Here is a 13126-nt window from a genome sequence, read left to right on the forward strand (position 1 = left end):
TATATTTTGACAACTAGGCGCTAATGGCTCGCCTGAACGACGAAAAAACCGCCGCGCGCGGTTGGCTGCATTCGACACGGACCATTTGCGAAAACGTGGACCAAAAATCGCTGCCCCAAACCCTATACGTTACGAAATCGCGTTATGCTTCGGTCCTTCCCCCACAACAGCGATGCGACGAACCTAGCTTCTTAGCGTTAGGGCACCGGAAACGTGTATGCATGATGTCGCATGGATCGTGATTTTTGTTGCGGCGGCGGTAACGGTACTATCGCGCAATCGATGGCTGAGTTTTTCCCTGCTCGTCATTGGCTACGGCATGGCACTGGCGGATGGCTTGCTCGGTTTGGCGGCATTCATACCCCTCGCGTTATTGATGCTTGCCGCCTATATCGTACACTCGCCTCGCCTGACCCACGTTCGATATGCCGGCCATGTGTTATTTATCGTTGTCGCCATCGCACTCAGCGTGCATTGGTTGCCCGGGTTTCACAATTCACGGGTCATTGGACCGGAACGATTCACAGCGGATGCTGTGCCGTTCACGATGTACTTGAACCTCGACAAACCGTTGATTGGTTTTTGGTTGGTGCTCGTGTTGCCATGGATTCAATTACAGCGCCCTTGGCGCGCCGCGATATTATCTGGCATGGTCGTGCTGGTCATCACGGCAGCGGCCTGCCTTTCCCTTGCAACGTGGCTCGAACTGGTTGCGTGGGCGCCTAAATCTCCCGCTGACAGCCTGCTTTTTCTTGTGAATAACCTGCTCCTCGTTTCGTTTGCCGAGGAAGCACTGTTTCGCGGCTATTTGCAGGCCGGTCTCGCGCGTCTCTTCAAAGACCACCGCTACGCAAGTGCGCTGGCCATAAGCACAGCCGCCTTTTTATTTGGATTGGCCCATCTGTTCGAGGGATGGCAGTGGGCGGCCGTAGGTGGTGTGGCCGGCGTTGGATATGGGCTAGCCTATCATTTCGGCGGTCTTCGAACCGCCATAATGGTTCATTTCGGCGTAAATGCGCTGCATTTCTTTTTATTCACCTATCCCATGCTTCAATCCACGGTGCAAGGTTAAATGCCATTATTTGCGATCGCGGATTGAAACGCTTTACGTATCGACCCGCTCATCGGCAGGCATTCGACAGACGCGGCGCTCAATCCCCTAGATATTCCGGTTCGATCTGAATATTCTTTTCGCCGGCGGCTTTCTTTTCCCAATAGCGCTTTACCCAATTCTCGAAAGTCTTTCCTGCGGCCGTATCTTTGCCTGTGAAGGCTATTGCGCGTACGTCCATATAGGAAATGATTTCTTTTTCCTGCTTCCCAAGTGGAATGATGCGAACAAAGCATTCCCTGAACGCCTCTTTGTACTGACGGTCATACAGATAACCCGCGACGGCAGAACCGTCTTTACGGGTAATCGTGACATCGCCACGATAATCGAAGGCTTTCTCGATCGCGTCACGCACTTCGGCTTCCGTCGTCAGTTCCGGCGTCCAACCCTCCAGACGTTCGTGCACTGTGCCCGCAGCGTGTTCTTGCTCGTCTGGGCGAACGTGCGCAACAGCTTGCTCGGTGGCGTCAACCGCGAGGATACCTTCCTTATTTTTTGCCGCGGCACGCTGCGCTGTGGGCACGAACACCATGGGAACTTCGTGGGACTTGGTTTGCCACGTCGCAAGCAGATCGTTTGCTCCTTTGTCCTCGTACTTGTCGAAGAGCATCGCCTTGACCGTCTGGAACAGGCCTTTGAACGAGCCGAACGTATAATTCACGCCGCTGGCTTCATAACCCGAGTGGACCATGCAGTTCGCACATTTCGGATTACCGCTTTCGGTACCGTACTGTGACCACTTCACACTTTCCATCAGTTCATCGAAGCTGTCGGCGTAGCCATCCTGCAGCAAATAGCATGGCTTTTGCCATCCAAAGATGCTGTATGTCGGCATTCCCCAAGGCGTGCACGTCAGATCTTTTTTGCCCATGAGAAATTCCATGAACATCGGAGAAGCATTGAAACGCCAGCTTTTCTTTCGATTCGAAAGGATGGCGCGGAAAAGCTTCTTCGAACGTGCGCGGCCCAGGAAGTGCGCCTGATCGGGTGCCTTGTCGTAGGTATAACCCGGCGAGACCATCATGCTTTCCACGCCCGCCGTCATCATCTCGTCGAAGTGCGAGCGCACGCTGTTTGGATCAGCACCATCGAACAAGGTCGTGTTCGTCGTCACCCGGAAACCGGCGGCTACCGCTGCGCGCACACCTTCCATGGCAATGTCATAGCCGCCTTCGCGGCACACGGAAAAATCGTGATGTTCGCGCTGACCATCGACATGGACCGAGAAAGACAAGTATTTACTTGGCTTGAACAAATGCAACTGCTTGGCCAACAGCAGTGCGTTCGTACACATATACACATACTTCTTGCGCGCCACGAGGCCAGCGACAATCTCAGGCATTTGCGGGTGTAGCAACGGCTCACCACCTGGTATAGCCACCATCGGCGTGCCGCATTCCTCCACTGCTTTAAAACATTCTTCTGGCGTGAGTTGCGACTTCAGGATGTGCGCGGGATATTGAATCTTGCCGCAGCCTGCACACGCGAGATTGCAGCGCATCAGGGGCTCAAGCATCAGGACGAGCGGGTAACGGGCACGACGCATGAGCTTTTGCTTCAGAACGTACGTTGCCACCGTCCAAGCTTGTGAAATGGGCACTCCCATGCTGCTGATTCTCCTAGATAAACCTGTAACTCGACAAGGCCTTGTCACATGTAAGCCACGGGGGCGCCTACAGTTTTTCGGACCGGTTTGGCACCGAGTGACGCCGAGCCCTGTCAAGCAAATCACTATATCGACTATTCAATGGACGTGCGCACGGAACGGGTAGTAACCCTCGCGTCAACCGGATTATAGCGCTTGCTTGATAGAACCTGGATCGACGGCAAGACAACACCGGTGATATCGGGCACTTAAGAGACAGTGGACGGTTACAACCGGCACCCGGTCTTTTTCGGACCACGGTAAGAATTGCAACTTGCCATTGCGTGGACCGCGAGGAGGTCTGCTGAAAATAGATTTCAAAACCCGCGAAGAATAAAATTAATTCATTGATTTTTAAAGAGAATATCATGCAGCTGCGGCAAGCGCCTCTGTCAAGCGAGATGGTGCGCACGCGGCGCCCGGTCCATGATGGGGCTCGACCGCCCCCCCCCAAGCGATATCAGGCGGGCGCCATGTGGAAGGAATACGTTATCTGTCGGATTCTCGCTTATCGCCAACGCTAACTGCTTACCGGCGATTTATCCAGCCGGACTTCGACGTCTAGTCTGTCGCCAACCGCGAGAAGAGAGCGAAATCGCCTGGCGTCCCGCGTACCATGCGATACGCCCTGAGTCGGCCTTCGTAGGCGTATCCACATGACTTCAAGACCTTTTGAGAACGCCTATTCGTCTCTAACACCGTACCCTGCACCCTCACCCAGCCGAGGTGCTCAAATGCCCAGGATGTGACGGTGGCGCACACGGCACGTGCAATACCTTTTCCCCACATTGTCGGCGTGAGATCGTACGCAATTTCCGCGGTCTTATTGATGTCCGATACGGTGTGGAAACCCACCGTCCCGATTAGCTCCAATGATCCACTGTCGACAATCGCAAGCCTTCGATCGGACTGCGGCGCAGACGATTCGATATTATCGAAAAGCGGCAACAGATCGCATTCAGAACTGAGATTCCAACTTGTATGTTCGAATACCACTTGGAGTCGAAGATACGCATACCAGGCTGCCGCGTCGGATCGTTCGAGCTGCCGCAAGGTTACGCCCGGATGCCTGCATATCGGAGGATGTAGGATTTTCATCGCTAGCGCCCAGGACGTTGGCAAGACATTATGATACGAATCTGGCGGTGTAGTGCATCCGCACGCGCTTGAGCGCTTTGCCAACACCAACTCTCATTCACATCCAATGCGAAATTGGATCTTATTTCCGGAAACGACATTCATCCGATGTATTTCAATACGCCGTCGTTATCGCCCTTGCGGCTCAGGGGGGCGGAAGTCGCGCTGGCACTGGAGCAAGCGGAAGCGCGCCATCTGCAGGAACAAGTAGAAACTTGAAAGAGCATACGCAATCAATCAGCTTGATGTGGAAATCGACCTTTGTCCGCACGCCGACGCAAGCGCACGCCGAATATTGGAAGCGCGTGGTTATACGACAGGGGCGCTCAGCAACACATACGTGTGCCAACCTACGCGCCATGATGCAGTGGCATATCAAAATGATGCTATTGAAGTGATCGACGACAGGAACGAAATCGAAAAAACGTTCATCAAAGATTCAATGGCCGGGTTTGCGGAACAGCTTGTCCCGCGCCCAGCCATTTTACTGGAAACACTTGCGCGAATAGCCGTGGCAAGAACCGACACCCTGCTATACGCGGCACGCTTGAAAGGGGTTACCATCGTGACCGCTGGAATGAGCATCTTGGAAGTCGGCGCTGATCGGATCGCCCATTTTTATATCGCCAGCACCCTTCCGACCTATCGCGGGCAGGGAGCGCAACTGGGACTGCTACACGCGAGGTTGCTGACGGCAAAGCGAATGGTATGTCGTCTGGCATTCGTTACCGCAAGGCCGGCGAACGTCAGCGCACGGAATGCTGAACGCGCCGGATTCACCCTTGCCTATACCAAAACCACGTTTATAAAACCCTGCGTGGACATCGCATGATACACAGACGAACGATGCTCCCGAGCAATCGAGGAAAGCCGATACGCTGAAATATCGTTATCACTGCGTGGGCCAGGGCGGACGAAGCCGATGCCGTCCCGTCATCAATGAAAGGTGCGACCGTATGGATGGACGACTGCTCTGACGAATCAGATCTCTTTGCTGTAAAAAGTCGTTCCACAGAACGCCCCATTTGGCATCAACGCATAATTCGGCACCGTTCCCACGCGCTGCCAGCCCGCGCGCCGGTATAGCCGTTCGGCGTCGCCTCCCGTCTCGGTATCGAGGACAAGCACTCGCTTATTCTCGTCCCGTGCGACGTGTTCAATCTCTGCCATCAGTCGCCGCGCGATACCATTTTTGCGCGCACTTCGATGCACCAGCATTTTTGCGATATCGGCGCGATGCGGCTGGTTCTCCGGTTGTGCCGTAATCATTTGCACGGTTCCCACGATCCGGCCGTCGCCGTCTTCGGCGACCAATAACACACATTCGTTGCGTGCGACGCTCTCGGCAACTTGCTGCCAGAAGCGCAAGGCTTTTCCCCTGGAAAATGGCAGCATGAAACTTATCGATGCGCCTCCCTCCACGCAGTCGATAAGCACATCGGAAAGGGCTTCAACGCATGCCGCGGCTTCGTTCGCCCCGACACGCTTTATGACAATATTCTCGATCATCCGTTTCTCCGTTCATTGGGATACAGGGTGGTCAGCGCAACAAGATAACGGGCAGCCTTGCGGGCGGAATTCTTAAACACCGTAGGGCAGTCAAGCCGCACTGCGAGACAGTCACCAGGCTCCAATCGCCAGACCGTCTCACCTACCGTGATATGCATTTCGCCTTCCAGGATCCAGACTTGTTGTTGAATATCCACCTCGCGCGGGCCGGAATCGTAGCTAACGCATCGGCCAGCGGGAAAGTTCACTTCCACTAACTGGATTGCCGAGGGGCAGAGAGGTGACAGGCGGCGTCGAATGTAGCCGGAGGCGGGGTCGGTCCAAACTGATTGTTCAGCAGCGCGCGAAACAGGGGAAGGCGCAGCGGTTGGTACGGCACTTGGCTCGAACAGCGAGGCAAGCGGCACGCTGAGGGCCGTCGCGAGTTTGTCGAGAACCACTGCCGTCGGACTACTCTGCCCGCGCTCAATGAGCGATATATTGGACCGGCTCACTTTGCTTCGATCAGCAAGTACATCAAGAGACCAGCCTCGTTCGTCACGAAGGCCTCGCAGTCGCCGTCCAATAACCAGGTTGACGTCCATCTTATGCCATTTTCCTGGATGCCATTTCCAATAAAATAGAATCTCAAAAACAGGTTGTCAACGCGTATGTCGATTCTCTTGCCTGCCAAACATGGACGGATAGATTGGCATTGAAACCACTTTTCGTCAGACGCATCGTCACGAGTCACGCCCCTCCAAACTGCACTGCCCCGCGCCCGCACATTGCGGGTGATTTTGCCTCGCGATGGCACGGATGGCCGAGACCCGGTGCCGTACCGTTCCAAGCACCCACCATGGAGCTGGATTATCGGCAACGTACACTACGATTAGCGGGCCGATCAGGATCCCGCCATTCGCACCATCGTCGATCAGTTGGTCTTCAGAGCGTGTAGCAGTGATCGGCTTATGGGACAGTAATTTTGCAAATGGTAAAAAGCGTATCGCGCAGCCAGCGATGAGCGGGATCAGCATGAAGGCGGGGATGCCAAATGGCCGACACCGCGATCTCCGGTGTTCGTACGGGGAGTTCGAAGCACTGAACGCCCGCACTACCGGCATGACCGCTCAGCAAGGCACTCCCAAGGCATGAATGCGGGACGAGCCCAAGAAGATCCGAGCCGCGTACGATCTGCAACGCGTTGGCATAGGTGAGTGCAACCATGGCAATGGTCCTGCGCAGACCCTGCTTGCCCAACGCATCGTCCACCGGGCCGAAAGGTAGCCGTTTTCGTGACACGACCACATGCTGATAACTAGCGTAGCGTTTTGCGGTCACTTTTGTCAAAAGCGGATGACCTACTCGACAGATACCCACGAACCGATCTCGAAACAGCAACCGCGTCTTAAGTTCCGGGGCGGCGGTTCCAAGTACGCCGACCTCCAGGTCAATCACACCGTCGCGAAGTGGTCGTGCATCCTTGTCAGGCTTCGATACGAACCGGATACGGACGTTGGGTGCGGTTTCGGTAATGGCCCCCATGAGCGATGCGCCTGCTAGGTCGACGAAGCCATCATTCGCGCGAATCGTGAACGTCCGCTCGAGCGTGGCGACGTCCAATGCGCTGCCTGCGGGCTGAAGGACGGCTCTCGCGTTTCGGGCAAGTTCATGGACGTACTCACCCAGTTGCTCGGCATACGGCGTTGGAACGAGCGTCCTCCCGGCTAGCACCAGCAGTTGATCCCCGGTCGCGGCCCGCAGTCTCGAAAGCGTCCTGCTCATGGCCGATGGACTCAAGCCGAGTCGGTGCGCTGCCTTGGTCACGCTGCACTCGGCGAGTAAGACATCCAGCGCGGTAAGAAGATTCAAGTCCACGTCTTGCATGTCGCGTCGTTCTCCGCGGTAATTATTCGTTGATTCCGATGCAATCTATTATTGCATCTCACGCGTCTGGTGCAATGCGTCTTCCCGCACGAAAATCAAGGCAATCCAATCTAAAAGAACCTTGATGAAATACGGAAACGGCCATAACGCCCACGCGATCCTGCTCATCGGTGCATCGTGTGAACTCGGGCACGGCATGGCTGCTGAACGCGTGAAAAAGGCGTGGCACGTCGCGGGCACCACGCGTCCGGTCGGCGACCGGACAACACCGCATGATGACCTGGCCGAACAGAACCCAGGCCGCGTCGAGGTCGAGACCGTCGACCTCTTTGAAGACGAACAGATCACGGCACTCCATGCCCGTTTATCGGGAAAACCGGGGCTCGTGTACCGCGATCCCATAATTCACACCTTGCCCTGGTAATCAGAGACTCAGCCATGAAACTGATCGGAATTGAAGAACATTTTCTGACGTCAGAAATTCGCGACGCTTGGCACGCCCTCGCCTTGGATACGACAGATCCGAGCGTGGCGTTTCATTCCGGCTCGATCGAAGGGCGCCTGCTTGATCTCGCGGGAGATCGACTCGCGCTGATGGACGAAACCGGACTGGACATTCAGGTCTTGTCATTGACGACCCCAGCGCTTCACGACCTTGGACGGGAAAGCATCGATATCGCCCAGCGAACCAACGACGCGCTTGCCGAAGTGGTTGCGCACCATCCTACACGCTTTCAGGCCATGGCCACATTACCCGTGTCCATGCCGGACGAGGCGGCTCTCGAACTGGAGCGCTGCGTCAAGACATTGGGCTTCAAGGGGACGGTGTTGTGCGGAAAAGTCGGCGCGCGCCATCTCGACGACCCGAGCCTGTCCCCTATATTCCACATGGCGCAATCGCTAAGCATGCCAATACTGATCCATCCCCGCGTGCCTGATGCCGCAGTGAGAGCCGCTTACTACTCGGGCTTCACCCCGGAGCTTGACGCGGCTTTCGCCACCTATGGCCTCGGCTGGCACTATGACGCGGGCGTTCAATTCCTTCGTCTCGTGCTCGCCGGCACGTTCGATCGCATGCCGGAACTTCAGGTCATTCTCGGTCATTGGGGGGAGGTGGTGCTTTTCTACGCTGAACGTCTGGCAGCAATGGACAGGGTATCCGAACTGGCCCAACCGATCGCGAGCTACTTGCGGAAAAATCTTTACGTCACGGCGAGCGGGATGTTTCTGCCGCATTACCTGGAGCGTGCCGCTGCGGTTGTCGGCGTTGATCGGCTGCTGTTCTCAACCGACTTTCCTTACCAATATCGTCCCGGCCATGACGCCCGACGGTTTTTGGCGCATTGCGGGCTCGCGGAACACGAAAAAGCCGCATTTGCACATGGTAATTGGATGCAACTGACTGACAAAAAGTAAAAAGCATTCGCGATTTACGACTGCTACGAAACCTCACCCGCTTTGGCAGACACGGATTGACCCATCCGCGGCGGAAGCGCGATCTTGTGAAAGACGCATGACCTGCTGAAGACGCCACCGTGTGTTTCTTAAAGAAATCGATATGGGATCGATCACGCAAAAGATGCTTGCCCAAACACTGAAAAGACTGAAGCGTGACGGGCTGGTGGAGCGCACCGTTTTCCAGGCCAAGCCGATCACGGTCGAGTACACACTGACGCATTTGGGTGGCACCCTGATTGAGAGTGTCACTGTTTTGGCACATTGGGCGGAATCGAACATGGATACCGTTTCCGCTGCCCAGACGGCGTATGACAACGCAACCGTCGGCGGCGCTAGATAAGAACCGCGGACGATATGAGAATCGGCGCGCTTCCGGCACGGCAACCCTAAACGGCCGGGAACAACTCATCGCGCACGGTAATGACCAGACGGTAAAGAGAGGGTCTGGATCACGCTTTCAATCGCCATGTCGACTGTTGTTTTTGCTGTGTCAATCACCAGATGATCTACATCCCAGACGTCACACGGGCGGTCAATCACGCTCTGCCACGTAGGCAAAGCGTGATTGGAAATATTGGCGACTCGCTGCTCGACCCTTTCACGATGCAGCGCTTTATCGGAACATACCAGTTCGACTTCAATATGCCGGACACCTGTTGCGTGCGCCACTGCCCTCCAGGCACGTCGTGTAACATCCAGTAGATTTGCAGCATCCGCGACAACGTCGATCCCTAAGTGTAAATTATCACGGGCTATTGCATATCCTGCCATATACCCAGCCGGTCCGATGTCGGGAGAACCGTTACCGGATGCGATAAAGGCCTGCTCAAGCGTGTCGATCCGCACATAGGCGGCTGCGATTTTCCTGGCAAGACCCCGCGCAAGTGTCGTCTTTCCAGTCGCGGGCAGCCCACTTAATGTAACGAGCATCAGACATCTCTACAATCTTTACGTTCGTCCAATTTGAACTAATTTTCAATAATGGGACCAAGTCTGTCCAATAAGCCGGTCTGTTTGAGTAACAAACATTTGCAAGGCATTCGCTTAACGACTTGTTCGCTTGACATGCCCTTATGCGCGTTGGCAATGCATGCTAATCAGGCGTGGATAAACCCGTAATCGCTCTCCGCATTCACTCCCTCCGTGCGGTGTCTACACCAGAACCTCCCGCCAACCTGGTCCGACGAAAATCGGCCAACCTTGCCACTACTCGTTTTTCAAACCCAAACAACCAGGGACGCAGATGGCTCGCGTGTTTTTCGATTGCATGCCAGGAGAAATATGCCAACACCGCGGAGATGCATATCGCAAGCGGGAAAACGACATACCAATGCATTCCGCCCTTGCCTAGCGTTGCAATGATAGCTTGCTCAATCGGAAACCCATACAAGTACATCCCGTAAGAATAATCACCTGAGGAGATGATTTTCAAACGCTGAGGTTCAAGCAAACCCAAGTACACGGTTACGTAAGCAAACAACCCCGGTGTCACCGAGTCTCCCCAGAATGCCAACGGCATCGAGCTACCGACAAGGATCGCGACAGCAATCGCCACGAACAAATACTTATTCCAAATTACTTTTGAACGGTAGACATAGAACAAGATTCCATAAAGGAACGAAAATACCAACCGCTCGCCACTCACTGAACCATCCGCGATTGAATGGTCCGCGAGGTTGTGACTGAAAAAATAATGGTGGATTATCAGGATGAAATTCGCAGACAGAACAAGGGCGAGGAACACACCTTTTTTACGTGTTGCCCCAATAAGTGAGAGAAGAGCAATCGAGATATAACATTTAAGCTCCCAGGGAATGGTCCACAACTGCCCGTTCACGACATGCGGGAAAGGGTTGCTAGAAAAGACGCCTGGAAGAAAAAAGTGAATATCCCCTATGATATTGAGAAAGTAGCGCGCGAATTCAGGATTGGAAAAATAGTGTGACAAGGATAGATCAGTGAATATTGATCCGATGATGAAAGCACAAAGGACGGTCTCGACAAGTAAAGCAGGAACCAAGCGAATAACACGCAGACCAAGAAACGAAATCAGCGTCTTGCTTCGTTCCAGGCTCCCTGCCACGAGAAAACCGCTTAACGAGAAAAACATCGGGAGTACCGCGGCGTCAAGCGGCCGAAAGATACCATGCGCATCGTGAAACATCACGTTGTACCCTGCGCACAAATCGAAGCTGTGAAAAAAGATAACGAAAACAGCCAAGCTGATCCGCAGATAATCAAATCCCGCAGGGCGTCCACCCGTGGCTATCAATCGATCTTCGAATGTAGTGCGCAGCATGCTTCCCGTCATTTTTATATTCCTATTTTCTGGAACAGATGAATTCTTGTCGCCTTATCTCTCAAAAAAACCAAGCAAAATAATTACAATATCGATGCTAATTGCACCTTGATCGTTCTCGCGACTGACAACATTCTTTTCGATGGTACAGTAAAAATATCATCGAAGATATGAGTGCGCTCGACGTCGATTTGCTGTTGCCTGACGGACGGGAAGGCACGGTAACGGTCCTGGCCCGCTTGTAACGCAATAATCTTTGACCTAGCTGTCTATCCCATTTCATAATGAAAAGCATGTCAAAGCATTGATAAGTGCTTTTTCATGGAAGAAACAGTGCCATCAGGCAGAAACGGTCGTATCACCCAACGGCGTTTTCTCGAACCTAATACGCACCTTCTTTGGTACCGCATTCGATCGGACCCTCCTTGCGGAAGTCGACCTGCGTGGCGAAGTCAATGCGATTTTATGGCATGTAAACAATGCGAGCTGCGGGCAAGAATGCCTATCCGACCACGCATTGCCTATCACCGCATGGCGCGCCCTTTACCCAGGGCCGGTTTCTTCGACTGGTACTCGAGTTGCTTGATGCCCTCTGTCAAGCATGTCTTAATGCAGCGATTTCTTTCCCGAAAAAATGGATTTCATTCGCTACAACGCGTTTCGTATCGGCACAATCTCTGCTGCTTCATTGCTAGCTCTCTTCTGTACAAATGCGATCGCGCAATCGGAAGATGCCAATGAATCCCAGTCAACCAATGGGCAGGCGTTTAGTAATCAGTGGTCTTTTGCTCTTGGTGCTGGTGTAATGACCTCGCCAACTTATCCTGGTGCAAGTGACAAGAAGACGAGAGTCGCCCCGGTGTTCAACGCCAGCTACAATCGCTTCTTTATCGGCGCCTACGACGGCGCCCCGACGGTTCCCTTCGGCATTGGCGCCTATTTTTACCGAGATGCCCACTGGCAAGCAGGGATAGCGATTTCGTATGACTTCTTCAGTCCCCGGAAAGTATCGGATGATTCGGAGAAGCTTCACGGTCTCGGTGATATTGATCGAACCGCCCATGCAACCCTGTTTGGTCGATACACCAAGGATTGGTGGGCCGTCACAGCATCGGTGACAACCGATATCGGCGGCAAGGACCAAGGAACACAGGTTCACTTGGGTGCGGAGGGAAAGTATCCCGTGACGTCGAAATTCTCACTCCATGCCGGTCCGAGCATTACCTGGGCGAGCGCACAGTCGAACAAGACCTTTTATGGTATCAGCGCGACACAAAGCGCCAATTCCGGGTACGCGCAGTACTCACCGGGTGCGGGCATCGCGGATGTCAGTTTTGGCGTGGGCGGGGACTATCAATTATCGAAACACTGGAATGTGGGAGCACGCGCAAGCGTCTCTTATCTGCCAAACAAGATTAGTGACAGCCCGATTGTCGGGACCCGTACACCGGTGAGCCTTGGTGCGTATCTCGGCTATCGTTTTTGAATCGACGGCTGGGGTCGGGTGCGCACGCACTTGCAATCACTGACGCTTTACAAAAAACCAAACCGGCCAGGCTCCCGCATGGCGCAAGAACTTGGCCAAAAAAGACTGCGTTCTGAGATGTTGCGCGCACGACAGAACCTGCCACGGCGGGTTCCAGTGCAAATAAGTAAAATCGTTGAAATGTTTCTTATAAGTCGGACATTTTATCGATCAAAGAAGATCACATTCCATACATCAGTCTCGACGGCATTTCTGAGGCCGAGCTTCGCGAGATCGAACTGAACTTTACGAATGCGATCCATCATTTCGATGTCTGACATCGTGGCCATGGCATTTCTGAAGCGTTGGAAGCCGGGCATCACATTCTTTCGCGACTTGACATTTCGATGGTCCTGCTCAATCTAATTATTCAGGTACTTCGAAGACCGGATCTTCGTCTCTTCCCGCGGTAGACCATCGGCCTACTCTCCCGCACCGCGCGGTGCAAGGCAGCATGACCATCGAACCAGAGCCGTCCGGATACCTGGCTGCAATCGAGACCTCTGAACCACTGCAACATGAAGCTTGGCAAACCAAGGACGTCCATGCATGACCATGCCCTCGTGTGACGTCGCC

The 13126-nt window shown here is 54.0% G+C and carries 14 protein-coding genes and 1 pseudogene; 7 read left to right on the forward strand and 8 right to left on the reverse strand.

Annotation, left to right across the window (positions count from 1 at the left end; translation table 11 throughout):
• The first annotated feature begins 217 nt into the window (after window positions 1-217).
• Window positions 218-1072 carry a CPBP family intramembrane glutamic endopeptidase gene (locus tag WM40_RS02805; protein WP_046152087.1) on the forward strand — a complete coding sequence of 285 codons (855 nt, stop codon included), beginning with the start codon at window positions 218-220 and terminating at the stop codon, window positions 1070-1072.
• Window positions 1073-1151: 79 nt separating this feature from the next.
• On the opposite strand, the gene hpnH is transcribed toward WM40_RS02805, so the two are convergent.
• Both hpnH and WM40_RS02815 read right to left on the reverse strand, forming a co-directional pair.
• Window positions 1152-2717, reverse strand: a complete 1566-nt coding sequence (hpnH, locus tag WM40_RS02810; protein ID WP_024905582.1) for an adenosyl-hopene transferase HpnH — start codon at window positions 2715-2717, stop codon at window positions 1152-1154.
• A 600-nt stretch (window positions 2718-3317) separates the two neighbouring features.
• The gene (locus WM40_RS02815) at window positions 3318-3854 is read right to left on the reverse strand and encodes a GNAT family N-acetyltransferase (RefSeq protein ID WP_024905583.1); all 537 of its coding nucleotides are present in this window, start codon (window positions 3852-3854) and stop codon (window positions 3318-3320) included.
• Window positions 3855-3968: 114 nt separating this feature from the next.
• On the opposite strand from WM40_RS02815, the gene WM40_RS29885 reads away from it, so the two are divergent.
• Entirely contained in the window at window positions 3969-4112 is a 144-nt protein-coding gene (locus WM40_RS29885) for a hypothetical protein (RefSeq protein ID WP_157685682.1), read from the forward strand.
• A 76-nt stretch (window positions 4113-4188) separates the two neighbouring features.
• Window positions 4189-4725, forward strand: a complete 537-nt coding sequence (locus tag WM40_RS27630; protein ID WP_157685683.1) for a hypothetical protein — start codon at window positions 4189-4191, stop codon at window positions 4723-4725.
• Window positions 4726-4874: 149 nt separating this feature from the next.
• Here WM40_RS27630 and WM40_RS02825 read toward each other — a convergent pair whose 3' ends face one another.
• From WM40_RS02825 to WM40_RS02835, 3 genes are all read right to left on the reverse strand, one after another.
• Window positions 4875-5402 carry a GNAT family N-acetyltransferase gene (locus tag WM40_RS02825; RefSeq protein WP_024905585.1) on the reverse strand — a complete coding sequence of 176 codons (528 nt, stop codon included), beginning with the start codon at window positions 5400-5402 and terminating at the stop codon, window positions 4875-4877.
• A complete protein-coding gene (locus tag WM40_RS02830; protein ID WP_046152088.1) occupies window positions 5399-5986 on the reverse strand; it encodes a helix-turn-helix domain-containing protein in 588 nt (195 codons plus the stop codon). The genes WM40_RS02825 and WM40_RS02830 overlap by 4 nt, the downstream gene beginning before the upstream one ends.
• A gap of 364 nt (window positions 5987-6350) precedes the next feature.
• Window positions 6351-7268 (reverse strand): LysR family transcriptional regulator, encoded by a 918-nt coding sequence (locus tag WM40_RS02835; protein ID WP_046152089.1) that lies wholly within the window; start codon window positions 7266-7268, stop codon window positions 6351-6353.
• A 124-nt stretch (window positions 7269-7392) separates the two neighbouring features.
• On the opposite strand from WM40_RS02835, the gene WM40_RS02840 reads away from it, so the two are divergent.
• The 3 genes from WM40_RS02840 (at window position 7393) to WM40_RS02850 (ending at window position 9066) form a co-directional block, all read left to right on the forward strand.
• Window positions 7393-7692, forward strand: a complete 300-nt coding sequence (locus WM40_RS02840) for a Rossmann-fold NAD(P)-binding domain-containing protein (RefSeq protein WP_157685684.1) — start codon at window positions 7393-7395, stop codon at window positions 7690-7692.
• Between the two features lie 14 nt (window positions 7693-7706).
• Window positions 7707-8684: an amidohydrolase family protein gene (locus WM40_RS02845; RefSeq protein WP_046152091.1), complete on the forward strand. Its 978-nt coding sequence runs from the start codon at window positions 7707-7709 to the stop codon at window positions 8682-8684.
• Window positions 8685-8826: 142 nt separating this feature from the next.
• Window positions 8827-9066 (forward strand): winged helix-turn-helix transcriptional regulator, encoded by a 240-nt coding sequence (locus WM40_RS02850; RefSeq protein ID WP_052738140.1) that lies wholly within the window; start codon window positions 8827-8829, stop codon window positions 9064-9066.
• Between the two features lie 65 nt (window positions 9067-9131).
• On the opposite strand, the gene WM40_RS02855 is transcribed toward WM40_RS02850, so the two are convergent.
• A complete protein-coding gene (locus WM40_RS02855) occupies window positions 9132-9656 on the reverse strand; it encodes a P-loop nucleotide/nucleoside kinase family protein (protein ID WP_024905590.1) in 525 nt (174 codons plus the stop codon).
• A 202-nt stretch (window positions 9657-9858) separates the two neighbouring features.
• Window positions 9859-11037: an acyltransferase family protein gene (locus tag WM40_RS02860; protein WP_052738141.1), complete on the reverse strand. Its 1179-nt coding sequence runs from the start codon at window positions 11035-11037 to the stop codon at window positions 9859-9861.
• 622 nt (window positions 11038-11659) lie between these two features.
• On the opposite strand from WM40_RS02860, the gene WM40_RS02865 reads away from it, so the two are divergent.
• The gene (locus WM40_RS02865) at window positions 11660-12511 is read left to right on the forward strand and encodes a MipA/OmpV family protein (protein WP_024905592.1); all 852 of its coding nucleotides are present in this window, start codon (window positions 11660-11662) and stop codon (window positions 12509-12511) included.
• Between the two features lie 203 nt (window positions 12512-12714).
• On the opposite strand, the pseudogene WM40_RS32725 reads toward WM40_RS02865, so the two are convergent.
• Window positions 12715-13013, reverse strand: a pseudogene (locus tag WM40_RS32725) (DDE-type integrase/transposase/recombinase); the annotation flags it as partial.
• Window positions 13014-13126: the final 113 nt, after the last annotated feature.

It is taken from the genome of Robbsia andropogonis, from assembly GCF_000970345.1.
GTDB classification, from domain to species: Bacteria; Pseudomonadota; Gammaproteobacteria; order Burkholderiales; family Burkholderiaceae; genus Robbsia; species Robbsia andropogonis.